At 45.4% G+C, this 21,862-nt stretch carries 25 protein-coding genes; 13 read left to right on the top strand and 12 right to left on the bottom strand.

All coding sequences use genetic code 11. The features are described from left to right. Window positions 1-3: 3 nt before the first annotated feature. Window positions 4-840 (bottom strand): Rpn family recombination-promoting nuclease/putative transposase, encoded by an 837-nt coding sequence (locus tag QUB10_RS25120; RefSeq protein ID WP_333205934.1) that lies wholly within the window; start codon window positions 838-840, stop codon window positions 4-6. A gap of 159 nt (window positions 841-999) precedes the next feature. Next, window positions 1,000-1,500, bottom strand: a complete 501-nt coding sequence (locus QUB10_RS25115; RefSeq protein ID WP_333205933.1) for a DNA-binding response regulator — start codon at window positions 1,498-1,500, stop codon at window positions 1,000-1,002. Between the two features lie 227 nt (window positions 1,501-1,727). Between QUB10_RS25115 and QUB10_RS25110 the strand changes: the two genes are divergently transcribed. Continuing rightward, the gene (locus QUB10_RS25110) at window positions 1,728-1,943 is read left to right on the top strand and encodes a hypothetical protein (protein ID WP_333205932.1); all 216 of its coding nucleotides are present in this window, start codon (window positions 1,728-1,730) and stop codon (window positions 1,941-1,943) included. Between the two features lie 312 nt (window positions 1,944-2,255). Then, the gene (locus QUB10_RS25105; protein WP_333205931.1) at window positions 2,256-4,610 is read left to right on the top strand and encodes a dynamin family protein; all 2,355 of its coding nucleotides are present in this window, start codon (window positions 2,256-2,258) and stop codon (window positions 4,608-4,610) included. 213 nt (window positions 4,611-4,823) lie between these two features. Here the strand turns inward: QUB10_RS25105 and QUB10_RS25100 are convergent, their stop codons facing one another. From QUB10_RS25100 to QUB10_RS25085, 4 genes are all read right to left on the bottom strand, one after another. Then, on the bottom strand, window positions 4,824-5,195 hold the full coding sequence (locus tag QUB10_RS25100) for a XisI protein (protein WP_333205930.1): 372 nt from the start codon (window positions 5,193-5,195) through the stop codon (window positions 4,824-4,826). Next, on the bottom strand, window positions 5,183-5,602 hold the full coding sequence (locus QUB10_RS25095; protein ID WP_333205929.1) for an element excision factor XisH family protein: 420 nt from the start codon (window positions 5,600-5,602) through the stop codon (window positions 5,183-5,185). Before QUB10_RS25095 ends, QUB10_RS25100 begins: the two co-directional genes overlap by 13 nt. A gap of 241 nt (window positions 5,603-5,843) precedes the next feature. Beyond that, window positions 5,844-6,242, bottom strand: a complete 399-nt coding sequence (gene vapC / locus QUB10_RS25090; RefSeq protein ID WP_333144407.1) for a type II toxin-antitoxin system VapC family toxin — start codon at window positions 6,240-6,242, stop codon at window positions 5,844-5,846. Continuing rightward, window positions 6,239-6,439, bottom strand: a complete 201-nt coding sequence (locus QUB10_RS25085; protein ID WP_333144406.1) for a type II toxin-antitoxin system VapB family antitoxin — start codon at window positions 6,437-6,439, stop codon at window positions 6,239-6,241. Before QUB10_RS25085 ends, vapC begins: the two co-directional genes overlap by 4 nt. 436 nt (window positions 6,440-6,875) lie before the next feature. Between QUB10_RS25085 and QUB10_RS25080 the strand changes: the two genes are divergently transcribed. Both QUB10_RS25080 and QUB10_RS25075 read left to right on the top strand, forming a co-directional pair. Beyond that, window positions 6,876-7,085 (top strand): BrnT family toxin, encoded by a 210-nt coding sequence (locus QUB10_RS25080; RefSeq protein WP_333205928.1) that lies wholly within the window; start codon window positions 6,876-6,878, stop codon window positions 7,083-7,085. Window positions 7,086-7,271: 186 nt separating this feature from the next. Next, window positions 7,272-7,568, top strand: coding sequence for a hypothetical protein (locus QUB10_RS25075; RefSeq protein WP_333205927.1), 297 nt, complete (start codon window positions 7,272-7,274; stop codon window positions 7,566-7,568). A 119-nt stretch (window positions 7,569-7,687) separates the two neighbouring features. Here QUB10_RS25075 and QUB10_RS25070 read toward each other — a convergent pair whose 3' ends face one another. Then, a complete protein-coding gene (locus QUB10_RS25070; RefSeq protein WP_333156511.1) occupies window positions 7,688-7,951 on the bottom strand; it encodes a DUF4926 domain-containing protein in 264 nt (87 codons plus the stop codon). A gap of 163 nt (window positions 7,952-8,114) precedes the next feature. Further along, window positions 8,115-9,026 carry an acetylglutamate kinase gene (argB, locus tag QUB10_RS25065; protein ID WP_333079227.1) on the bottom strand — a complete coding sequence of 304 codons (912 nt, stop codon included), beginning with the start codon at window positions 9,024-9,026 and terminating at the stop codon, window positions 8,115-8,117. 246 nt (window positions 9,027-9,272) lie between these two features. Between argB and QUB10_RS25060 the strand changes: the two genes are divergently transcribed. After that, a complete protein-coding gene (locus QUB10_RS25060; protein WP_333205926.1) occupies window positions 9,273-10,064 on the top strand; it encodes an HAD family hydrolase in 792 nt (263 codons plus the stop codon). Between the two features lie 80 nt (window positions 10,065-10,144). Here the strand turns inward: QUB10_RS25060 and mreD are convergent, their stop codons facing one another. The 3 genes from mreD to QUB10_RS25045 form a co-directional block, all read right to left on the bottom strand. Further along, on the bottom strand, window positions 10,145-10,711 hold the full coding sequence (mreD, locus tag QUB10_RS25055; RefSeq protein ID WP_333205925.1) for a rod shape-determining protein MreD: 567 nt from the start codon (window positions 10,709-10,711) through the stop codon (window positions 10,145-10,147). Further along, the gene (gene mreC / locus QUB10_RS25050; RefSeq protein ID WP_333205924.1) at window positions 10,711-11,514 is read right to left on the bottom strand and encodes a rod shape-determining protein MreC; all 804 of its coding nucleotides are present in this window, start codon (window positions 11,512-11,514) and stop codon (window positions 10,711-10,713) included. The genes mreD and mreC overlap by 1 nt, the downstream gene beginning before the upstream one ends. A gap of 91 nt (window positions 11,515-11,605) precedes the next feature. Beyond that, window positions 11,606-12,613, bottom strand: a complete 1,008-nt coding sequence (locus QUB10_RS25045; RefSeq protein ID WP_006632285.1) for a rod shape-determining protein — start codon at window positions 12,611-12,613, stop codon at window positions 11,606-11,608. Between the two features lie 146 nt (window positions 12,614-12,759). Between QUB10_RS25045 and QUB10_RS25040 the strand changes: the two genes are divergently transcribed. The 4 genes from QUB10_RS25040 to QUB10_RS25025 all read left to right on the top strand — a co-directional run bounded on the left by QUB10_RS25040 (window position 12,760) and on the right by QUB10_RS25025 (window position 16,529). Next, window positions 12,760-12,954: a hypothetical protein gene (locus QUB10_RS25040; RefSeq protein ID WP_333205923.1), complete on the top strand. Its 195-nt coding sequence runs from the start codon at window positions 12,760-12,762 to the stop codon at window positions 12,952-12,954. Continuing rightward, a complete protein-coding gene (locus QUB10_RS25035) occupies window positions 12,944-13,303 on the top strand; it encodes a single-stranded DNA-binding protein (RefSeq protein WP_333205922.1) in 360 nt (119 codons plus the stop codon). Before QUB10_RS25040 ends, QUB10_RS25035 begins: the two co-directional genes overlap by 11 nt. Window positions 13,304-13,350: 47 nt before the next feature. Continuing rightward, window positions 13,351-13,872: a tetratricopeptide repeat protein gene (locus QUB10_RS25030; protein WP_333205921.1), complete on the top strand. Its 522-nt coding sequence runs from the start codon at window positions 13,351-13,353 to the stop codon at window positions 13,870-13,872. 824 nt (window positions 13,873-14,696) lie between these two features. Beyond that, complete coding sequence (locus QUB10_RS25025; protein ID WP_333205920.1) at window positions 14,697-16,529, top strand: hypothetical protein; 1,833 nt, start codon at window positions 14,697-14,699, stop codon at window positions 16,527-16,529. Between the two features lie 269 nt (window positions 16,530-16,798). Here QUB10_RS25025 and QUB10_RS25020 read toward each other — a convergent pair whose 3' ends face one another. Beyond that, window positions 16,799-17,860, bottom strand: a complete 1,062-nt coding sequence (locus QUB10_RS25020; RefSeq protein ID WP_333205919.1) for a hypothetical protein — start codon at window positions 17,858-17,860, stop codon at window positions 16,799-16,801. Between the two features lie 52 nt (window positions 17,861-17,912). On the opposite strand from QUB10_RS25020, the gene QUB10_RS25015 reads away from it, so the two are divergent. The 4 genes from QUB10_RS25015 (at window position 17,913) to QUB10_RS25000 (ending at window position 21,730) form a co-directional block, all read left to right on the top strand. Beyond that, entirely contained in the window at window positions 17,913-19,217 is a 1,305-nt protein-coding gene (locus tag QUB10_RS25015; protein WP_333205918.1) for a metallopeptidase TldD-related protein, read from the top strand. 213 nt (window positions 19,218-19,430) lie between these two features. Then, window positions 19,431-20,255 carry a DUF3153 domain-containing protein gene (locus tag QUB10_RS25010; RefSeq protein ID WP_333205917.1) on the top strand — a complete coding sequence of 275 codons (825 nt, stop codon included), beginning with the start codon at window positions 19,431-19,433 and terminating at the stop codon, window positions 20,253-20,255. Window positions 20,256-20,455: 200 nt separating this feature from the next. Next, complete coding sequence (locus tag QUB10_RS25005; protein WP_333205916.1) at window positions 20,456-20,845, top strand: LapA family protein; 390 nt, start codon at window positions 20,456-20,458, stop codon at window positions 20,843-20,845. A 66-nt stretch (window positions 20,846-20,911) separates the two neighbouring features. After that, window positions 20,912-21,730 (top strand): segregation/condensation protein A, encoded by an 819-nt coding sequence (locus tag QUB10_RS25000; RefSeq protein ID WP_333205915.1) that lies wholly within the window; start codon window positions 20,912-20,914, stop codon window positions 21,728-21,730. Window positions 21,731-21,862 lie beyond the last annotated feature (132 nt).

The following is a 21,862-nucleotide window of genomic DNA, read 5'->3' as shown; positions in this document are numbered from 1 at the left end:
TTTTTACCTGGCTTGTTTCAACTTTTGAATTTCCTCCATACTCAATCCTGTTGTTTGACTAATTGTTGCTTCATCTAACACATCCAGAAGTCCTTTGGCAATGTCGATCGCTTTTGCTTTCACAGCCTGCTTCACAGCTTTAATAGTAGCATTCCGCTGGTCTTGTATGTAAATTTCCTGATGTTCTAAATCTTCCAACTCTTCGCGGGTTAAATCGGCGCGATTGGCAACTTCAAAAGCTTTCTGAATTGCTTGGACTTCTCCCATTTGTTCCGGTACAACTTCTAAACTTTTGGCATTTTTCAGAAAATATATCCACTTATCGGTTAGAGTTTCTAATTCTTCTAATTTTTTGCCAAATTTCGGTAATTCAACAAACACTAACTCGATATCGTAAATTAGATAGTCAACCAGATAATCTCTTTCTTTGAGGACAAAGCGGGAAATTACTTTGTCGAGATTGGGAAACATTTCAAAGTCAGTAATAGTTAAGGCAATTACCGGATTGAGTAGCGTGTAATCTACTCCCGTGTCTAGTTGAATCGAATAAGCTTTAGCAGCATTGTACAAGATCCGCTTTTCAAAGCCTTCTACATTCAATACCTGCATTTTGATAATGACTGTTGGCTCGTTATTCAGCTTGGCTCGGATATCTAAGTAAGTATCTTTAACTCCTCTAATTTTGGGAGGTTGATAGGGATTGAGGATTTCTAAAGATTCGATCGCCGAATTACCTTGGTAGAGGATGGCGTTGAGAAAACTGATGAGGATTTCTTTGTTTTGTTCGTCGCCGAAGATTTTTTTCAATGCCAAATCTGTTTTGGGATTGATAAATCTCATTTTTAAAACCTCCCATGTGAAGGAATCGCTCTGGATTATAATTATACCATTTATACTGTTTGGTTGAGGGTATGATTAGAGCGCAAAGCTTTTCTATAAGATTGGTGGTTGAGGGGCGAGATCCCTTCAGTTAGATTAGTTATAGGGGCGATCGCCCATCTAATCCTCTTTATCCAAATCTTCTTTTTTCGGAGTTTCTGAAGTTGAGGGGAATTCTAGTCGAATGTTGATATCAATTGATACTGTACTTTCTTTAAAACCTATATTAACTATCTTTATTAATGCTTCTGTAGGTACAGAATTATTTATTTTAAATTCAGGAGAAGACTGAGTTTTATATCCGGCTTCCTGTAGCCGATCGCAAATATTGCGCCAATTTCCTACAGGTTCGTTAGGTACATCTGCGAGTTTTTTAACATATTGGTATAAAGTTTTACATAAATAAACCTCTGCACTTTTGGAACTCTGAAACAGTTGGCGGGCGATTTCGGCGGGACTGCAACCGGAAAGCAATCCTCGCAGGTAGAGTTTTTCTGTTTCTGTGAGTCCCCTGCGCGATCGAGGAGAGATTTGCCGTTTAGCTTCTGCAAAAGCTTGGTACAGCCTTTCTAAGTCCCAGTGTTTGGCGGCTTCGGCAAATAAGTCTTCTTTTGATGCCATTGTCGGGTGTGTTGAGATGTGGCTAACGATAGCATAACCGAAATTGCTAGCGTTTGTTAGTTGTTTGCTAACAATAGGTAGTCTAGTATTAAATTACCGACTCATCATCTAAGTGCAAATACTTAGAAAAGCGGGAAAGTGCGATCGTGATATTTCAAATTTTGCCTGTTTAGTTAACTTTCGTTAGTCAAAAAGTTAGTTTTTGTTCCTTACACTGAGGTATTTCAATGGCTAAAGGTGATGAAATAGCGAAAGCGGCAGGTTCCGCTGCTGCGGGTGCTGCTGCGGGTGCTGGTGTGGTAGCTGCTACAGGTTTGACGGCAGTTGGTGCCGTTGGCGGAGGTGCTGGTATTGGTGCTGCTGCTGGGCCCGTTGGTATAGCCGTAGGTGCATTAGCAGGTTTGGCATTTTACGGGATTAGCAAGGCTTTTTCTGACGACTAAACATTGACTCGCGCCAGGGACTTCAGTTTGCACCATTGTCAATAACGGGCAAGATGCCCGTTCCACAAAGAGTGAATTTCTTGTGGGATGGGCATCCTGCCCGTCCCTTCCACAAAGAGTGAATTTCTTGTGGGATGGGCATCCTGCCCGTCCGTTCCACAAAGAGTGAATTTTTCGTGGGATGGGCATCCTGCCCGTCCCTAAAAGGCTTATTGAGAATGGTGCAATACCTCAGTTAAAACCGACTGGAAACGCTCAGGCAATTATCTTTGTGTCTGTTCTCATATTTTATTCAATCAAGATTATTAACTTATGTCTTCTCAAGAATTTCAAGCAGCATACACCAGCATTGACAGTACAGGCACTTTCCTCTTAAAATATCTCAAAGAATTCCGTGACGGACTCCGCATTCAGGGAGATGAAAGTCAAGGACTACAAAGCATTGAAGATGAAATCAACAAAGCTTTAAAGGCTTTGCAAGATCAGAAGTATCAAGTAGCCGTCATAGCAGCAATGAAAGCTGGCAAAAGCACCTTCTTAAATTCTATCATCGGTGCTGATGTACTGGCGAGTGAAACGGCCGCCTGTACTATCTGCCGCACAGATGTCCGACACATTAAACCAGGCGAAACTCCTAAACTTTTAGAGTATCGAGAAGGACAAAAGAAACCAGTCATTCTTGTTGAGGGTGGCGCTGGCGAAATTCAGCAAAAATTCCTGCAGCGTACCCGTGAAATCCGAGAACAAGGCAATCCTGATAACACTACACGCTTTGAGATAGAGCATCCGATTGAAGCAATTAGCCAATTATCTTCTCTCACAGGCTTTACCTTAGTTGATACTCCCGGCCCTAATGAGTGGGAGTCTGCAAACTTCAACATAAATGAACTGAAGCAGACAGCACTAGAAGCACTGCGAACCTGCAATGCCATCCTGTTTATTTTAAACTACGCTTCCTACAAAGATAATGCAGTGGCTGATTTGTTTAAGGATGTAGTTGAAAATCGTAAGGATTTTATAGCTGAGAACACGGGAAAAATTTACTTTATTTTGAATAAAGTTGACCAAAAAACAGAGAGAGACAAAGAAATTGTTGATGTCATTAAAGATTTAGAGCGAGAGTTAGTTGGCTTTGGCTTTTGCAATCCAGTTATTTACCCTGCTAGTTCTCGACAAGGACTTTTAGCGAAACTGATTCAGCAAGGAAAAGCAACTGAAAAGGAGATAAAAGATTTTGAGGATTTCTTTAGTGCCAAATATGCTGAGAGAGATGAAAAAGGTAGGAGAGTAATTCCTTTACCTGAAGAGATTGCACCAAGAGCTTTGCAAGATAGCGGTATTCCGAGCATTCAAGAAACAGTCATTCAAAGGATTACGCAAAATTCAGGCTGGAATCTATTGAGTGAGGTTGTGGCAGAACTTGATAAAGCTGCTAAGGCAATTGAGGATACTCAGAATACACAGATTAGGGGTTGGGAAATAGGAATTGAAGCCCTAAAAGAAAAAGTAGAAGACTACAGAAGACGTTCGGAGAATGCGAGGGCGAACATTGAATCTGTAAAGAAAACTGTAGAGGAACAGAAGCAAACACTAATCAAAGGATTTAGTCAAGGCATTACCACATTTGCTAATGAGGCTAAAGCTCAGATAGCCAGTGAGATAGATAAAATTGCAAAGTCTCGTTCCGCCAACTCTCCAAAGCCAAAAAAAACTCAACAAAGTCGTCAACTACCACCAGCAACATCTGATAATATAGGCTGGGGACAAAGAGTAGGAGACATGGGAGAAGCCGTATTAGAATTAATCCCTGGCTTTGGTCAAAGCCTAGGGAGAGTCTTTAAGTTAGGTGCATCCTTGTTGGATATACTGGGTGAGTCTATTCCACAAGCTTTCAGTACCTCTGCCTCTGAACAGATTGTTGATAGTGAAGAGTTCGATCCGTGCATTATCCGGTGTAAAACGAAGGCAGAAGCTGGGAAAATTGTTGAAACTATCAATGAGTTTTGTGCGCCACACATTCATAATTGGTGGATAGATACTCAAGATGAGCTTGTTCGAGATGGAACAAATATTCGCAAAGAGTTAGCCAAAATAATTCAAAAAGATATCCAAAAAATCTCAGATGAACTGTCTGCTTATCTGGGCGATGCTTTGCAGGTGAAACTAAACATCAACCCGATTCAATTTCCCAGCTTTGATTTTCCCGGAATTGATGCACGGATTAAAGATGTCCAATTAGCAGTAGTTGTCGGAACTAGCAAGAAAGAAACAGGGAGAAAAAGTCGCTGTTGCAATTCAGATGAAGTCTATCATGCTGATGTTCCTGTAACGGAAAATCGCTCCTTCTTTGAAGTTGATTTACGCCAAACATTAGATTCGATCAACCGCAAAATAGATGAGCAGACAGCTAGAAATAAAAAACTGTTAGAGCGAGTCATTGGAAAACAGGTGGAAGCTGATTTCCGAAGTGCAGAACGGCAAATCAATGATTATATCAACAGGTTTCAGAATGACTTCGATCGCGTTTTGAAGGAACGGGAAACGAAAGAAGCAGAAGCGCCGGAAATTCTAGCTCGTCTTGAGTATCAAAAAGCCAAGCTTATTGAGTACCTCAGCCAATTAAGTTCGATTCGGGAATCTCTCAATAGTTGGAAGCCAGTTAAGTAAAGTTAGAGAAAGTACGATCGCCCTTATTGTCCCAAAGTGCGATCGTCCGTCTCTTGTCCCAAATCCATCCTTCGCTGCTACTTTAGCTTGCGTAAGTCAGGCAAGTCGGTATCTAGGAGGACTCGTCAAAGCTCGATCGCCCTTATTGTCCGAAAGTGCGATCGCCCTTTTCCTCCAAATAACCAAAAGGGCGATCGCTCTTCCCCTGCAAATTTAACCCACTTGCAATAATTCTTGAGACTGTATGGAATTTGGTACGCCATAAGCTGTATAAGCTCTTACTTCTGGCGGTTGAAGTCCTAAAACAATTAACTTAGGGGGAATGCCCGCTGCTACTAATTCTTCAGCGATCGAGCGATCGGTATTATTGGCTTGAATCCAAACTTGACCGTCGATAATATCCATGTGTATAACACAATCGTGAATTCTTCTCCCCTGAAACCATCCCATTGATAGTAACATATACCGATCGTTCTCTAAATCGAAAATTACTTGACTTTGTACCTCAATTTCAGAAGCAAAAAACCCTGAGTATTCAGTGAGAATCCCTTTAACAATCTGGCGGCAATCTACTAGGGTATCCATTTAACAATCTCCTCTATTTGTGGATTAAAAACAATCAACTTCAAATGATTATCGACCAATAAAAGATCGGCAAACTTATCTTCAATAAAAAGCTCCTCAAAAGACATCGCAGGTATGGCAAGATAGAGCGTTCTTTCCGGTTCAGTTTGTTCTAAAATTTTCTGATAAAGAATGTATTGTCCCAAAGCCTTCTCTAAATCTAAAATTTTAGAGTCACTGATAAAACTTTTAACTTCAACAGCTATCTTAGACTGATTATTTTCAGCGCCAATCAGTTTTTCTGCTCCGATATCTACAAATAGTTTTCGCTTAGCCCATTTCAATAACAACGGGTCATGAGTAACTTTCCAGCCAGCTTTAACAAGTGCCTGTTTCACAACTGGATGATAGTAATCTTTGGCTGACACTCTTGCTCCTTTTAAACGCTTTCGGACGATGCTTTAAGTATAGCAAAGAAATTACCGACATTACTACCAATGACCCGAAAGATGAATCTTTAGCTTGCGTAAGCCAGTTTGTCGGCATCTATGAGGACTCGTCAAAGCTCGATCGCCCTTTCCTTCCCAAAGTGCGATCGGCCCTCGGACATCTCAAATCCCAAAGTGCGATCGGCATCTCTAAGTTAAGATATAAACTGAGAAATTACCCTCATAGCAATACAACAGGAATGTGCGATCGGAAATTCTCAAAATCTTTATCAGTAGTGAAAATGCTGTAACCACGACGATGAGCAACGGCACATAACAGAAAATCAGTATTTGAACCCTGAATGCCATTACTGCGACAGGTATTGAAAAACTCTGCGGCTAACTCATAATCTTCAGTTGTTAGCTCTAAATCAGGAAAAGCACGAAGATACTCTTGTAATCGAATAAACTGTTCCTTGTAGCGCACCCCAGAAAGCACCTCCTGACGAATAGCCCCCAGTAAAACAACTCGTCCATCTGCAATCAAATCGCGTAGGACTTTAACGATCGCGATCGCATCATTTGTTGTGTTACGCCGCAAAGCCAGCGACCAAACCGAACTATCAACAAGAACATTCATGTTGTTTGTCGCTGTTGCTTGTAGTTATAATCTTCCTCGTATTCAATAGTACCAAACAATTCTAATATTTTTAATTGTTTGCGACGTTGGATGTACTCGCGTAAAGCTGCTTCGATTAATGTAGTAGGTGTTTGATGGTTACTCAAATCAAGGGCTTCTTGAAGAAGAGTTTTGTCAATTTCGAGCGTAGTTACCATGTATTTTCCTCGTGCAAGTAGGGTATCACGTAATTGCCACCGAACAAGGCTGTAATTTTAGTGTAGCACTGAAACTCTATCAATGGGCGATCGCTTTCTGCAATTAGTTCGCGGGAGAATGAAAGGCCTGTTTAGCTTGCGTAAGTCAGGCAAGTCGGCATTTATGAGAACTGCTCAAAGCTCGATCGCGATTTGGAAGTTTTGATTGCAGCCGGCATCCCGCGTCATTTATTTAAAATACTGACTTCCAACGATGACATCGATTTGAAGCCTGTAACGCAATACCTCAAAGCAGTCTCATAATGTCTTGAGTGTAGCGCAATTGTTCTTTTTCCGAAAGTGCGTGAAGCGGAGCTATCCCGTAGGGAATCGTCCTTATTGTCCGAAAGTGCGATCGCTCTTATTTAAATAATGTTAATATCGAAGCCTGGATAGTGTGTACAGACTTCAAGGCGTTGAGTTTGAATGGGACACAAACAAATTTCAGATTAACCTAGAAAAGCATGGCGTTAGCTTTGAAGAAGCCGCAGAAGTTTTCTTCGATCCATTCTATCAGGAGGGAGATGCAACGGCTAATGACGAACAGCGTAACTTTATCCTCGGTTACTCCCGCACTCAACGCCTATTACTGGTTGTTTATGTATAGCGATCCTAAATGATTCACAAAATTTGTAGGGGTAGTGCCCCTGTGCCTACCCCAGATAGAGAGGGGCAACCACGGGGGGATTGCCCCTACCAGAATTATACAAATGATTTAGGATCGCTATAGAACGCAGCTTGCGAATACGCATCATTTCTTCCCGTCCTGCTACCCGCACTAAAAGGAAATTCTATGAACAATTCTGAAGAAGAAATAAAATTGCAATTGCGACCTCGTACAGCGGAAATAGTCTCGCTAAACATTCCAATAGATACTTTAGCATCACTTCAGAAAATAGCGGCGAATCGAGATATGTCTGTAGAAGCATTGCTTAAGTTTTATATAGGGCAAGGCTTACGGGAAGACTTAGCTAAAGTTTTTTCGGAACGCTTGCTGGACAAAACTGCTCAAGTTTTGGCTAGACACCTAGAGTCAGCCGAAGAAATATCAACTATTATTCGAGAAATTCAAGCTGAAACTGCACGTTAAATGATGGCGCGATTTAAGTGCAAAACTAAAAGGCGATCGCCCTTATTTTCCGAAAGTGCGTGAAGCGCAGCTATCCCGTAGGGAATCGCCCTTATCTAACTTCTATTCTCCTCACATTACTAAGCAACTGCAAGTTCATATTGCAGAACTAAAATTTCATCAGCTTTCAACATAGCCATAGCATATTCACTCCCTTGACTATCAGCAAACTCCACCAAATACTGACATTCCTTTCCCATATCATACACTTCAATAATAGTTCCCACAAGTCCAACTGGCAAACTAGAAATAAAGGCGTATTCTGGTTCCACTAGCGCTAATCGCGTATTTGAAATCGGCTTAAGAATCGCAACAGAATCCAAAACTCTAAAGTGTTTGCTCATAGTTTAAGAAAAGCTGAAATTCAACAACGGTTAGAATTAGTTAAAGTAATTTCCCAAAAGTACCTTCTAAAGGTTGGTAGGGGCAGGTTTAGTTAGGATATACGCGATCGCAGCGAGTTTACCCATTTCACGCACCCGCCCTCCCCACGCTAGGATTTACGCCTTACTTAGGCCTTAAGTTCGCGCTGCTAAACTCAGAAGCAACAATCATCGACCCAATCCCCGCATCCGTAAATATTTCTTGCAGCAAAGCATGAGGAATTCGACCGTCAATAATGTGAGCACCCTTCACACCCTGAGCTAAACTCCGCACACAACAATTAACTTTCGGAATCATCCCCCCAGACACAACTCCCGACTCAACCAACTCTCTTGCTTCTTGAATATCTAACTTAGCAATCAGACTCTCTGGCTTGTGATAATCCTCTAAAATTCCCGCAGTATCAGTCATCAAAATCAACTTTTCTGCTCCCAAACCAGCCGCGATTTCTCCCGCCACCGTGTCAGCATTAATGTTGTAAGATTGACCTTTTTCATCCGCCGCCACGCTCGACACCACCGGAATATAACCGCTGTTCACCAAAGACTCCAAAATCTGGATTTTCACGCCGCTGACTTCACCAACAAATCCAATTCCTTCCCGGCCATCTGGACGAGCTTGAATCAGATTGGCATCCTTGCCACACAATCCCACTGCTTTGCCGCCAGCTTGGTTGATTAAGGAAACAATTTCCTTATTTACTTTCCCCACCAAAACCATTTCTACAACTTCCATTGTCGCCGCATCAGTCACTCTCAAACCATCCTTGAATTGCGGCTCAATTCCCAGTTTTTCCAGCCAAATATTAATTTCCGGGCCGCCGCCGTGAACCACAACCGGACGCATCCCCACGCAAGCTAGCAGCACAATATCCCGAACCACCTTGTCTTTGAGATTGCTATCTTTCATCGCCGCACCGCCATATTTGACCACTATGGTGCGACCGGCAAAGTGTTGAATGTAAGGCAGTGCTTCGGACAGCACCTCTACTCGATTAGTGTCCGAATTCCTAACAAAATCGCTTTGTTTGAGCATGGGTAAATTACACAAGACTAAAAACTTAATTCTAAACTTTAATGGCTAAAGCACATATCAACAGCCACAAAAATCACTTTTTCCCTTGAATTTATCCACGCACAGGCTCTCTGGCCCTTATTGAACCCCATCCTCAAAAAATTCATAGGTTTTTTTAATAAAAGCATTAAAATTTATGTATTATAACTTATACATTTTTTGCTACAGTCAAGAAATGTATAACTCCCTAGATTTACTTAACGTTTTATGTTAACTGCTGTCGCCCAAGACTCCGAAAACCTTCAGTACAAGCTACCATCAGAGGCTGACTCGTCCCCCCGGATGACGGTATTTTGCGATTTAGACGGGCCCATAGTCGATGTGTCCGATCGCTACTATGCCACCTATCAACAAGGATTAGCCGACACTCAAGCAGCTTATCTCGATCGGGGAATCAACCTCAACCTTCAAATACTCAGCAAACAGCAGTTTTGGCAAATGAAACAAAACCGAGTGCCCGATGCTGAAATCGCCAAAAGTTCCGGCTTGTCGGGAGAAGAAATTCACGTTTTTCTCGGATGCGTCAGTCAGATTGTCAATCAGCCAGACTTGTTGCACTTAGATCGTATCCAGCCGGGAGTGCAATGGGCGATCGGACTTCTGCACTCCCGGGGCGTGCGGCTGATTTTAGTCACCCTGCGGCCGAGAAATCAAGCCGTTCAACTGTTACAAAATTACGGTTTAGCCAGACTGTTTACCAGCATTCGCGGAACTCAGATGGCGGATGCCGCCTATCACAACTATACAGCCTTAAAAACTGAATTGTTGGCTGAAGTTGCAGAAGAATTTGAGTCATCGCTGGGTTCGGCTTGGATGATCGGAGATACAGAAGCAGACATCCTCGCAGGAAAAGCATTAGGAATACCTACAATTGCCGTTACCTGCGGAATTCGCAGCCGCTATCAACTCCAAAAGCACCAGCCTAATTTCATTCTCACCGACTTGATTATTGCCGTTCATCACTTATTAGGTTCGCGCCAACAAGTCATAGTAGAATGACTCCAGTTAACTGTTGACTGTTAACTGTTAACTGTTAACTGTTGACTAATGACTAATGACTAATGACTAATGACTAATGACTAAGACTTTTCTAAATTCCTGGTCATTTCCCACAAGCGATTGAGGGGAAAATAAATCACCGGAGCCCAAAGACTGCTAAGAATAGCAGAACACAAAGCCACTCGCTGGTGATAGCTCCAAATTTCCAGTAAACCCCGATCGCCCATAGAAAAAAATTGCAGCCCCATCACCGTTTCCGCTACCACTGCCATCCCAAACACAATTAACGCGATCGGAATCGGATCTCTCTCAACAATATCTACCGGAATCGACCAGGTTTTCTGCAAAACAACTGTTAAGACTCCTACAACAACTAGACTCACAGCGTGGCTGGGATGAGGAGCCGTCATCGCATCTTGAAGAAACCCCAAAACCAAGCCCATGCTAGCAGCTCCCCAAACTGTACGTTTCCGCTTAATACTCCAAGCTACCAACCAAATTAACAGCCAGTTAGGCCCAATTCCCAACAATTCCATTCCCGGCATCCGAGTGGGCAATATCAGTATGCACAGCATCACAGATAGAAATGTAACGGCGAAATTGAGAAATTGGCGCGATCGCGAAGACATCCGAGATAAAGCTTTCATTATTGCTGTGCTCCCTCAGATGCTGCTGAAGATTGACTCGGCGAATCCTTCGGTTCGGCTTGCTTAGAGTGGGGGTAAACCACCGCCCACTCCAGAGCATTCATCGGTGCAGAAAACTCAACCACAGCCTCTGGAGCCGGAGTTTTATTCATATCCACCGAAACCACTTTTCCCACCGGCAAACCAGGAGGGAACAACTGACTGTAAGAAGAAGTTGAAACCACATCCCCAGGCTTGACATTGGGAACATTCTCAAAAAACTCCATCACCGCCTGATTTCCGCCTTTCCCGCGCATAAAACCCATGTGACGACTGCGGGTAATTCCCACACCCAATTGACTCGTAGCGTCGCTAACTAACAGCACCAAGCTAGTATTAGGAGTAACGCTGACAACCCTGCCTACTAAACCGCCCGGACTCATCACAGTAAAATCTGTTTTGATGCCATCGTTACTGCCGCGCCCCAAGGTTACTTGCTGCCACCAGTGGTCGGCGCTGCGACCCACAATAGGAGCTACAATCCCTGCTGGTTTCTTAGCCGACACGTAACCTAAAAGCTCTTTTAGCTTCTGATTTTGATTGTCTAATTCTAATACCTGCGCTTGCAATTCTTGAGTGCGCGCTGAGATGAGTTCCTCTTGCGCTGATCCGTTGGCGTGAAACGGACGAGTCACCCAATTGTAAACTTCAAATACTGCCGCACCTTGTGTTTGTCGAACTCCCCAAGCGGCAGTTACAGCGAAACCTAGAAGAGCAATTTGCAGCCGCAGATCCCACCACTTTCGGAATGTATTTTTTAGCATAATTTCACTAATCTAAAATTGTTAAGTCAGGATTTTAGATTTGAGATTGCAGCCGTATTTATTTCTAAATCCACAATCCCAAATTTGTTAACTACATATTACGCGACGACTGCCCGCTGAAAACCCGTTCCAACTGTTTGTTTTCCAATACTCTACCAGTTCCCAAAACCACGCAGCACAGAGGATCGGCTGCCACGTGAGTGACAATTCCTGTTTCGTGACTGATCAGAGTATCTAAACCTTTCATCAGCGCGCCACCACCAGCCAGCATAATTCCCCTGTCAATAATATCTGCTGCTAATTCCGGCGGGGTGCGTTCCAAAGTACGCTTGACAGCTTCCACAATTACTGAAAGCGGTTCCGACATACTTTCGCGAATTTCTGGGCCCTTGATAGTAACAGTTCGCGGCAAACCCGACAGTAAGTGCAAGCCCCGCACTTCCATCATTACATCGTCATCCTCTGGAGTTGGATATGCAGAACCAACCTGAATCTTAATTTCTTCAGCAGTGCGTTCGCCGATGACCAAATTGTGAACTTTTTTCATGTATTGGACGATCGCCTCATTGAGTTCATCGCCGGCTACCCGCACAGACTCACTGATCACCGTACCTTGCAAACTCAAAACCGCAACTTCCGTAGTACCTCCACCTATATCTATAATCATATTGCCAGTCGCCTCAGCAACAGGCAGTCCAGCCCCGATCGCCGCCGCGATGGGTTCATCAATTAACCGTACTTCTCTAGCACCGGCCTGAGTCGCCGCCTCAATGACAGCACGCCTCTCGACTCCGGTGACACCGCTGGGGATGCCAATAATGATCCGTGGCGAAACTAAGCTTCGGCCTTCGTGAACCCTGCGGATAAAAGTCTTGAGCATTAGTTCTGCCGTATCGAAGTCTGCAATTACCCCGTCGCGAAGCGGGCGCAGTGCTATGACATTCCCTGGCGTGCGGCCGAGCATTTTTTTGGCTTCTTCTCCAACAGCCAGCGGTATTTTTAAATCTTGGTCGATCGCCACTACAGAAGGTTCCTGCAGAACAATACCTTTGCCCGATACATAAACGAGCGTGTTAGCAGTACCGAGGTCGATACCCATATCTCTAGATAACGAAAATCGATTGAGAAGACCCACTGATTCGTACCCCCCCCAAAAACTAAAATACTATTGTGTGCAATAATGTTGTTACAAAAGTGTAACCGAGGTGGATTCTATTACGTTTTTCATCCTGAGTCTAGTCAGAAATGTACATTGTCGAGCTCAGGTTGAGCGCAGACTTGCCAATCATCCACCATCAATATGTTCTCCTAACTCGGTGTACAATCAGGATGAAGCCTCACAAGCGTTGTTCCAAGTTCAGTTTGGAGGCTAATGCCCGTATGGACTGTTTAACTACATCACCGATCGACCACATTCCCAAAAAAGTTTATGAGTCTTAATGTTGTGCATTTAGTAGGCCGCGTCGGCGGCGACCCGGACGTAAAATATTTTGAGTCGGGTACAGTTCTGTGCAAGTTGACGCTGGCAGTGAATCGCAGAACCAAGAACAGCGATCAGCCAGACTGGTTCAATCTGGAAATCTGGGGCAAAACAGCGCAAGTCGCTGCTGACTACGTTCGCAAAGGCTCTCAAATTGGAGTAACAGGCTCTTTGAAGTTCGATCGCTGGCAAGACCGCAGTACAGGAGCTAATCGCTCGCTACCTATAATTAGAGTAGACCAGTTAGACTTGCTGGGTTCCAAACGCGACAACGAGTCGGGTATGTCGCAACACAACAGCGAATTCTAGTGTTTGGGGAATTTGGGAAGTAATATTTGTGAATTGGGTGGGTGCTCGTGACTTCAGAAAAGTTAGAAATTGTTCAAACTGAGTACCAAGCTGGGCAAGTAGCTTTTGAGAGTGGCCGGTATGCTCAAGCTGTGCAGAGTTTAGAAACAGCTACCGGTTTAGTCGATCGAAATTCCCGGTTGGGCGGTGAGGTGCAGATGTGGTTAGTGACCGCCTACGAAGCCTCTGGCAATACAGAAAAGGCGATCGAGCTTTGCCGTGCGCTCACCCGCCATCCCCGCCAAGAAACCCGCCAGCAAGCAAAGCGCTTGCTGTTCATTCTCGAAGCTCCCAAACTCACTATCCCTCCTGAATGGATGGTGAAAATCCCTGATTTGGCAGCTTTAGATGAAAATCAATCAATTAATTTTCAAGCTAATCCGAACGCTGATATCAAGTACGCTAAACCCAAGCCAGCCGTAGAGGAACCTGTAGATTTGAGTCAGGTTAATACGAAAGATAATAGGTTTATCTGGGTGGCGTTAATTGCAACAATTGTAACTTTTTGTTGTTTAGTATGGCTAAGTTAGTCATAATTAAATTTATAGAAGGGATAGCCGATTCATCAGGTACGGTAACAGCAGCTTTTCAACCAGTTTGTTAGATGTTACTGACTCCAAGATCCTCTATTTATCTGCCATCTGCTATAGGTTAAACGCAACCTTTGTAACAGGGTAAACGCATCTAATTTTTAAATTCCCATATATAGCGTTTGAGCAGAGACAAAAGCGCTACACGTGGATAAATCGTTCTCAATAAACAACAATAAAGCCGAGTCCGCAGTGCTAAAACCCCTCGTTATTGACAAGATGCGTTTACCCTGCTGCCGTGCGCTTGCGGTGCAACTATTATCGCTCGCCTGCAACTAGAGCGAGTGAACAACTTATTGATAATGATAATCGCTGGTGGTGGAGAGTCCGCAGACGGCGGACTTTCGCACTCTTACTCCTTGTTTGATTATCATTATTATTATTATTTAATAATATATCTACCCAAAGGGGTATTGACAAAATCTACTCCTTTTTAAAATTTTACCAAGGCTCCTTGACAGACTAGGAGATATTTGCTAGAGTTTCACAAGTAGCATTAGCAATTACGAAGTAAACGAGTTGAGTATTTGTTCAGTCTGACCTCAAAGCTCACGGTTGTAGATTAATATTGTTATTTTCCTGTAAGTTTCGATATTTTTCAACGTAACTTCTGATCCGAGTGTGTTAGCAAAACACTACTTCAAGAAAGCATCGAGAAAAAACTTGCATTTCTCGATCGAGTTGTCAGGTGCATCTAATATATTCCTGGAACACCTTTGAGAGTGTTAGTAAATTAAACAATTCTAAATTGGTATTTTTTGATAATGGCAAATATTTTAGGTACAGCAGCAATTGACTTTCTAAATGGAACCCCCAATGCCGACATTATCAGCGGATTGCAAGCACCCGACAAAATATGGGGGCTGGCTGGCAATGACCTGTTGTTTGGAGATCAAGGCAACGACATCATATACGGCAACCAAGGTTCCGACTCCATCTTCGGTGGCCAAAATGACGATGTTATTTACGGCGGCACGGGTAATGACTCTATCTCCGGCGGCAAAGGTAACGATTTTCTGATTGGAGAGCAAGGAGTTGACACACTGACAGGTGGCGCTGGCAATGACATATTTATGGTTGGGAGGGGCAGCGGCTTCAATGTACTAGGAGGACTCACGACTGACGAAGCTGATTCGATTACGGACTTTACTCAAGGTAAAGATCATATAGCTTTGGTAGATAGGTTGACTTTTAATGATGTGGCGGTTGTCTCTGTGAATGGCAACACAGCAATTCAGGAACTGGTAACAGGGAATTTTTTAGCGGTGCTGCCCGGTACGGTCAACCTTACAGAAACGGACTTTATTACATTACAAGTTGCTGGTGAGGGATTCATCACCATTCCTTCGCAAATTGCCGGACCAGCAGGTCCAACCGGTGCAACGGGCCTTCAAGGTCCAGCGGGAGTGCCGGGCCCAACCGGACCTCAAGGTTTAGCAGGAGTAGCGGGCGTCACGGGTGCAACTGGTGCTACTGGAGTTCAAGGGGTGCAAGGATTTACAGGAGCCACAGGAACTGCCGGAACTGCCGGAACTACCGGAGCCACAGGAGCCACAGGAGCCACAGGAGCCACAGGGGCCACAGGAACTACCGGAGCCACAGGAGCCACAGGAGCCACAGGAGCCACAGGGGCCACAGGAACTGCCGGAACTGCCGGAGCCACAGGAGCCACAGGACCTGCCGGAACTACCGGAGCCACAGGAGCTGCCGGAGCCACAGGACCTGCCGGAACTACCGGAGCCACAGGAGCTGCCGGAGCCACAGGAGCCACCGGAGCCACCGGAGCCACAGGAGCTGCCGGAGCCACAGGAGCCACAGGAGCTGCCGGAGCCACAGGAGCCACAGGAGCCACCGGAGCCACAGGAGCCACAGGAGCCACAGGAGCCACAGGACCTGCCGGAGCCACAGGGGCCACAGGAGCCACAGGACCTGCCGGAGCCACAGGAGCCACAGGAGCCACAGGAGCCACAGGAGCTGCCGGAGCCACAGGAGCCACAGGAGCCACAGGAGCTGCCGGAGCCACAGGAGCCACCGGAGCCACAGGAGCCACCGGAGCCACCGGACCAACCGGACCAACCGGACCAACCGGACCAACCATACCAACCGGACCAACCGGAGCCACAGGACCAACCGGAGCCACAGGACCAATCGTACCAACCCTACCAATCGTACCAACCATACCAACCGGACCAACCGGACCAATCGGACCAATCGTACCAATCGTACCAACCCTACCAATCGTACCAACCATACCAACCGGACCAACCGGACCAATCGGACCAATCGTACCAATCGTACCAACCCTACCAATCGTACCAACCCTACCAACCGGACCAACCATACCAACCGGACCAACCGGACCAATCGGACCAATCGTACCAATCGTACCAACCCTACCAATCGTACCAACCCTACCAACCGGACCAACCGGACCAATCGTACCAATCGTACCAATCGTACCAACCCTACCAACCGGACCAACCGGACCAATCCTACCAATCGTACCAACCCTACCAACCGGACCAACCGGAGCTGACGGCTCCACAGGCTCCACAGGTGTGGCATCGGCGGATGCGGGGGGACTGCCACCGGAATAGGTATCGGAGGCATAATCTGAGCCAGCCGGAGCCACGGGAGCCAGGGGAGCGCCCTAGATGCCCTCTCCTGGGAGGGCCCCTCAATCATCAAGTCATCAGTTATCAGTTATGCTATTAACTTTTGACTGATGATTCTGTATCTCAAACTCCAAAAACTCAACGCTAAAAAATTAGGTAACTTGTGCGAAAGTAGGTTGTGAGATTTATGGATTGGGAGTTTACTGCCTTTAGATTTATGGGCTTGCTTCGGCTTTCATGCTTCGCTTAACCTACTTATCAATTCCACAATTCCGCATCCGCAGTTGGTAAGCATTTTGATAAAGTTGTTCTGCCAACTTAGCTCCCGCTTCATCTCCGCTGCGGAGCAAGGCATATTTCAGGACATCGTAAGGTTTTTCATACTGTGCTTCCGGGTATTGAAATCCTATCCTTTGAATACCTTTGCCATAGCCTTGATGTTTGCCCATTGCTATTGACAAATAAGCCCAATTAATCGCTTGAGAGTTCAAGCCTCCATAGTAAGACGCATAGGCTGCTAGCCAAGCTAATTCTGCAATTCCAGCGTGTTTGGTCAACCCTTTGGCACAGGCATTAATGGCTTCTCGCCACTCTTCTAAAGCCAGCAAACACTCCGCTTCTCGGTAGCAAGCCCAAGCTGCTTCTTCGTCCCAACCGTTCAAATTTGCACAATCTCGATAAGCAATTATTGCCTGTTGGTTATTGCCTAAACTTTTGAGAGTTTCTCCCAAGTAAAATAACCAGCGAGTATTAGTTGGTTCCTGTTTCACAAGTCGGCTGAGTATTTCTAAATCTCGGTTAAATTTAGCTAAACTAGCCGCAGCAGTTTTTGGAACTTCGGAAAATGCAAGCGCTTCCATAAAAGTGCGAATTCCTATGCCCACGTCGAAGTATTCGTGAGTCGCGCCGATATATTTTCCTGGTGTCGGGATTCTAAACAACTTTTCTTTGCAGTAAGTTCTGTTAGTTTCGTAAACCAGGAAAATGTCACCGACTAGACTATTTATTACATCTCGAATATTATTTAGATCGAGGTGAATGCGTTCGTCTGTATCTAGGATAATTGCCCAATCAGCTTCTATTTCTTTGGCAACATCAAAGCCAAAATTCCGAGCGAGAGCAAAGTCTGATACCCACTCGAATTTGCGCTCTACATATTTTTCTCTAGCAATGGCTGAGGCAATGGCTAGACTTTCGTCAGAGACGCCGGTATCAATTACAATACAAGCATCTACCCAATGGACGACACTGACTAAAGCAGCTCCTATTAAGTCGGCGTTATTGCCGGTAAGGGTGATAGAGACAATTTTCATGCGAGACAATCGCTAAAATTAAAAAAGAACAGCATAACAGGTTATTATTATTGTGAGCGATTCAACCGTAGACCAGATTTTGAAATTGGCATCTCAACGCGCCGATGCTGCTGAAGTATACTACCTGTCGAGTCAAGACACCCCCATCGAATTTGAAAACAATCGCCTCAAATCCCTACAAACCAAAGCACTGCAAGGCGTAGCACTGCGGCTGATTTCGCACGGCAAAATCGGTTTTGCTAGTTCCACAGATTTAACGCGGATAGACGATTTAGTAGATGCAGCGATTCAAACAGCCGAAATCGGCGACCCCGCAGAATTTGAACTCGCCTCCAGCTTCCACCTAAAAGGCCCGGAAACCACCTACACTCCGCCCACAACTCAAGAATTAGTGGAAAACGGCAAAAACCTGATCGAGCAAGTTCACGCCTACAATCCCGATATTATGGTAGATGTCGGCTTCCACGTCCGCAGCGGCCGCGTGAAAATTGCCACGACGCAAGACTTGTATGCCGAAAGAAGCAGCCAAATAGTCAGCGGCACTATTGCTGGCAATTTGGTAAAGGGAGAAGACTTTATGCAAGCATACAGTTACGACGTAGCGCGCGATCGTCCCCTGGACACCAACAGCATCCTCCAATCACTCCTCGAAAAATACCGCCTCGCCGAACATTCAGCCACCATCGCCAGCGGTTCCTACCCAGTATTATTTACCCCCAGAGCCGCCGCTAGCACCCTCGGCGGCCTCTTTGATACCATCCTTTCAGGCCAAGCAGTAGTTCAAAAAGCCTCTCCCCTAGCCGACAAAATCGGCGAAACCTTATTTGACGAACGCTTTACCTTTTTTGAAGACCCCACTTTAGGCCCTTCTGCTTGTCCCTTTGACGACGAAGGTACACCCACCACCCGCAAAGTCTTGATAGACAAAGGTACTGTCACCGGATTTTATTGGGATCGCAGGTGGGCCGCTCGCGCCGGTGTACAATCAACCGGCAACGGTTTTCGTGGCGGATTGTCTCGCCCAGGCCCTGATTTGACTAACTTTTGCATTTCCCCAGGAAATACCGCCACTCAAGACTTGATTGCTAGCATGGACGAAGGTCTAATAGTAGAGCAGGTTTTAGGTGCCGGTCAGTCCAATCAGTTAGCTGGCGAATTTTCTGTCAATTTGGACTTAGGCTATAAAGTAGAAAAAGGCAAAATTGTGGGTCGCGTCAAGAATACAATGGTGGCAGGCAGCATTTTTGAAGCCTTTAAAAATTTGGCAGATTTAAGTAGCGAAGCCGAATGGGTAGGCGGTGCAGCCTATTTGCCAAGTATGCTGTTTCAACAGTTGGGTGTAGCTTCGAGGCAATAAGTTCAGTGCGGTTTTACTCGTTACCAGGCTCTGCCTGGTAATACAGATGATGAGGCTCTGCCTCGAATTTGGATGAAAGCTTGCGAGGCAAAGCGTCTGGACATGGGTTCCCAGGCAGAGCCTAGGAACCAGTTAAACAAACATAGAAACAGTGTCGGCAATTCAACGCTTTGCTAATTCATGCAAATAGGTAAAAATAGGGAAAAATATATAATGAAAGAGCAAAATGTCAAGGATGGAACTGGGAAGAAGAAAAAGCACTTTTTCTTTCTTTTACCTTTGGTTTTTTGCCTTTTAACTCTAGTGACTGGATGCGTTCAGTACGATGTCGGGGTCAACTTTGAGAGTCAAACTCGCGGCGAAATCGTGCAGCACATTAAACTAGGGGAAAGGTTGACGAGCTTCAGCAGCGAAACTGTTGCAGAATGGTTGAAAAGCGTAGAACGCCGGGTGAGGTTGCTGGACGGAAAAACTAAACGGGTTTCCCCCACAGAAGTTCTAGTGAGGATTCCTTTCAATAATGGAGCAGAGTTGCAAGACAAGTTCAACCAATTTTACAATCCCGTCGCACCAACGACAAAATCTCTGGTTTCAAGTCGGCTAGAAACCGATTTGCCGAAGTTTGAATCTCACCTGAATGTCAAGCAGAATAATTTGTTATTGGTGCTGAGAAATCGGTTGAGTTTGGAATTGGATTTGCGCTCTCTCTCTTTGCTTTCCTCTAACGGCAGTCTGCTGCTGAGTCCGGGGGGACTTTTGGAGCTAGACTTTAGCTTGAACACGCCTTGGGGCGCAGAAAGTATTGAAACTGTCGCCGGTGCGCTGGTTCCCGAAAGCTATCAGCAAGGAAAACAGTTAGTGTGGAAGCTGAAACCCGGAGAAGTTAACTATTTGGAGGCGATATTCTGGATTCCCAGTCCCGTAGGAATTGGGGCGCTGATTATTGCCTTATTTGTGGCGGTGGGCATTGCTTTGAAATATCAAATATTGCCAGCACTGGGAATCGGCAAGAAACCGCAAAACATCGGTCAAACCTAAAGAGGATATGTCCTGCAGGGGCGGGTTAACCAATCTCTTCAATCAACTCTCAGAGCTGCAATAAACCCGCCCCTCCCCGGATATTATGGTTAATTGACCCGATTTGATTTTATAAAAAAAACTGAGAATATCTGCCAAAAAACAGTTGACAAGTGGTAAATAATTTGCTTAACCTGAATTGAGAATTAGGAACAGAGAAAATGCGATCGCTAAATTTCTTCTTCATCTTTCTGATTTGCTTGGCTCTAGTATTATTCAGCATCGAAAATACACAGCCAGTCGCCATTCAAGTTATCGAAGGCGTCCAAGTTAAAGCTCCGCTGTGCGTAGAACTAATTGTAGCGACCGGATTAGGAGCCACACTAGCGTGGCTGTTCAGTCTGTGGTCGAGAATGCAGCGAACCCTCGCCTCGCGCCAACAACTCCGCCAAGTTCGCGAAAAAGAGCAGCGGATTCAGGAATTAGAACAAAATCTTGAACGCTATAAAGCCGAAGTAGAAGGCAAACAACCTTTGTTAGAAAGTGCAGAACCGATAAGTTTAGAAATAGCAGCCATTGAGGCCAAAGCTGCTGAAATAACTGCCAATTAACTTGATATGCTCTCTGGTTTTCTCAGAGGCAAAATCTAAAATCTAAAATCTAAAATCTAAAATCGAATGGCCGTTTCCCGAGACCAAGATGGCTTAGAAACGATTTCCGAGGGGATCGCAATTTTAATTGACCTAGCCGAACGGGGAGAAATTGATCCTTGGGACGTTAAGGTAATTGAAGTGTTCGATCGATGTCTGAGCAAGCTTACGAACGCCTGCGATACAGATCAGAGTAAGGATTTCTCCGATTTGTCCCACTCCGGCCAAGCGTTTTTGTACGCTTCAATGCTGGTTTTGCTCAAAGCAGAAAGTATCGTCCTCTCCGAACCCCCCGCGAATCCCGACTCGGCCGACGAGCCGGCAGTAGAAGACGCAGAGCACTCAGGCGGGCGACACTTGCCGCAGCATTTAGAACGGCAATTGCGCCGTCGCGGTGTAGCTCAACTACCGCAAAAACGCCCGGTGACTCTCCCAGAACTGATTGAGCAGTTGCAGCTAATGAAAGCAGCAATGGAGCAGGAGACAGTTACCCCCCGGCGCCGCCCTACCTCAAAAATGCGATCGCAAGCGGCCCAGGCTATCTTTGAGCTAGCTCACCAAGAAAATCTCGTAGAAACTGCTAGTGAACTCGAACGGTTTCTGGCTCAGCGCGGGGCGGAAATTGACGAGGGTTGGCTGGACTTGGACAAATTGCTAGAACTCTGGCATGATAACGATTTGCACTCTCCTGTCAACCCAGAACACCCGGTATCGACTGGGGAAGTTCACTTGCCAAATCATGACCGCGTGGGTATTTTTTGGGCGTTGTTGCTGCTATCGGCTCAGTCTAAAGTAGAGTTGCTTCAAGAGGAGTTTTACCAAGACCTCAAAATCCGCGCGCTTTGAGCTTGCAGGGTATTAGGTTCTCGGAGGAAACTAATAACTATGCCACTGCGTCGGTTAAGATTCCAGGCAGAATCTCGCTCTATGGCATTCTGTTGCTGAGCCCCGGATGCGGAGAGCGGGAGTGTGAAGTTA

Source organism: Microcoleus sp. B5-D4 (assembly GCF_036705145.1).
In the GTDB taxonomy this organism is placed as follows: domain Bacteria; phylum Cyanobacteriota; class Cyanobacteriia; order Cyanobacteriales; family Microcoleaceae; genus Microcoleus.
Note: the sequence above shows the minus strand (reverse complement) of the source record. Positions and strands in the feature narration are given on the sequence as shown.

What these genes read in the sequence shown, in the direction of transcription:
- QUB10_RS25085 (WP_333144406.1), bottom strand. Translation starts at nt 6,439, where the DNA reads ATGGTAACTACGCTCGAAATTGACAAAACTCTTCTTCAAGAAGCCCTT.
- QUB10_RS25100 (WP_333205930.1), bottom strand. Translation starts at nt 5,195, where the DNA reads ATGGATACCCTAGTAGATTGCCGCCAGATTGTTAAAGGGATTCTCACT.
- mreC (WP_333205924.1), bottom strand. Translation starts at nt 11,514, where the DNA reads ATGCTAAAAAATACATTCCGAAAGTGGTGGGATCTGCGGCTGCAAATT.
- QUB10_RS25025 (WP_333205920.1), top strand. Translation starts at nt 14,697, where the DNA reads ATGGCAAATATTTTAGGTACAGCAGCAATTGACTTTCTAAATGGAACC.
- QUB10_RS25110 (WP_333205932.1), top strand. Translation starts at nt 1,728, where the DNA reads ATGGCTAAAGGTGATGAAATAGCGAAAGCGGCAGGTTCCGCTGCTGCG.
- vapC (WP_333144407.1), bottom strand. Translation starts at nt 6,242, where the DNA reads ATGAATGTTCTTGTTGATAGTTCGGTTTGGTCGCTGGCTTTGCGGCGT.
- QUB10_RS25005 (WP_333205916.1), top strand. Translation starts at nt 20,456, where the DNA reads ATGCGATCGCTAAATTTCTTCTTCATCTTTCTGATTTGCTTGGCTCTA.
- QUB10_RS25105 (WP_333205931.1), top strand. Translation starts at nt 2,256, where the DNA reads ATGTCTTCTCAAGAATTTCAAGCAGCATACACCAGCATTGACAGTACA.
- QUB10_RS25020 (WP_333205919.1), bottom strand. Translation starts at nt 17,860, where the DNA reads ATGAAAATTGTCTCTATCACCCTTACCGGCAATAACGCCGACTTAATA.
- QUB10_RS25115 (WP_333205933.1), bottom strand. Translation starts at nt 1,500, where the DNA reads ATGGCATCAAAAGAAGACTTATTTGCCGAAGCCGCCAAACACTGGGAC.
- QUB10_RS25070 (WP_333156511.1), bottom strand. Translation starts at nt 7,951, where the DNA reads ATGAGCAAACACTTTAGAGTTTTGGATTCTGTTGCGATTCTTAAGCCG.
- QUB10_RS25075 (WP_333205927.1), top strand. Translation starts at nt 7,272, where the DNA reads ATGAACAATTCTGAAGAAGAAATAAAATTGCAATTGCGACCTCGTACA.
- QUB10_RS25010 (WP_333205917.1), top strand. Translation starts at nt 19,431, where the DNA reads ATGAAAGAGCAAAATGTCAAGGATGGAACTGGGAAGAAGAAAAAGCAC.
- QUB10_RS25120 (WP_333205934.1), bottom strand. Translation starts at nt 840, where the DNA reads ATGAGATTTATCAATCCCAAAACAGATTTGGCATTGAAAAAAATCTTC.
- QUB10_RS25035 (WP_333205922.1), top strand. Translation starts at nt 12,944, where the DNA reads ATGAGTCTTAATGTTGTGCATTTAGTAGGCCGCGTCGGCGGCGACCCG.
- QUB10_RS25000 (WP_333205915.1), top strand. Translation starts at nt 20,912, where the DNA reads ATGGCCGTTTCCCGAGACCAAGATGGCTTAGAAACGATTTCCGAGGGG.
- argB (WP_333079227.1), bottom strand. Translation starts at nt 9,026, where the DNA reads ATGCTCAAACAAAGCGATTTTGTTAGGAATTCGGACACTAATCGAGTA.
- QUB10_RS25040 (WP_333205923.1), top strand. Translation starts at nt 12,760, where the DNA reads ATGTACATTGTCGAGCTCAGGTTGAGCGCAGACTTGCCAATCATCCAC.
- QUB10_RS25060 (WP_333205926.1), top strand. Translation starts at nt 9,273, where the DNA reads ATGTTAACTGCTGTCGCCCAAGACTCCGAAAACCTTCAGTACAAGCTA.
- mreD (WP_333205925.1), bottom strand. Translation starts at nt 10,711, where the DNA reads ATGAAAGCTTTATCTCGGATGTCTTCGCGATCGCGCCAATTTCTCAAT.
- QUB10_RS25045 (WP_006632285.1), bottom strand. Translation starts at nt 12,613, where the DNA reads ATGGGTATCGACCTCGGTACTGCTAACACGCTCGTTTATGTATCGGGC.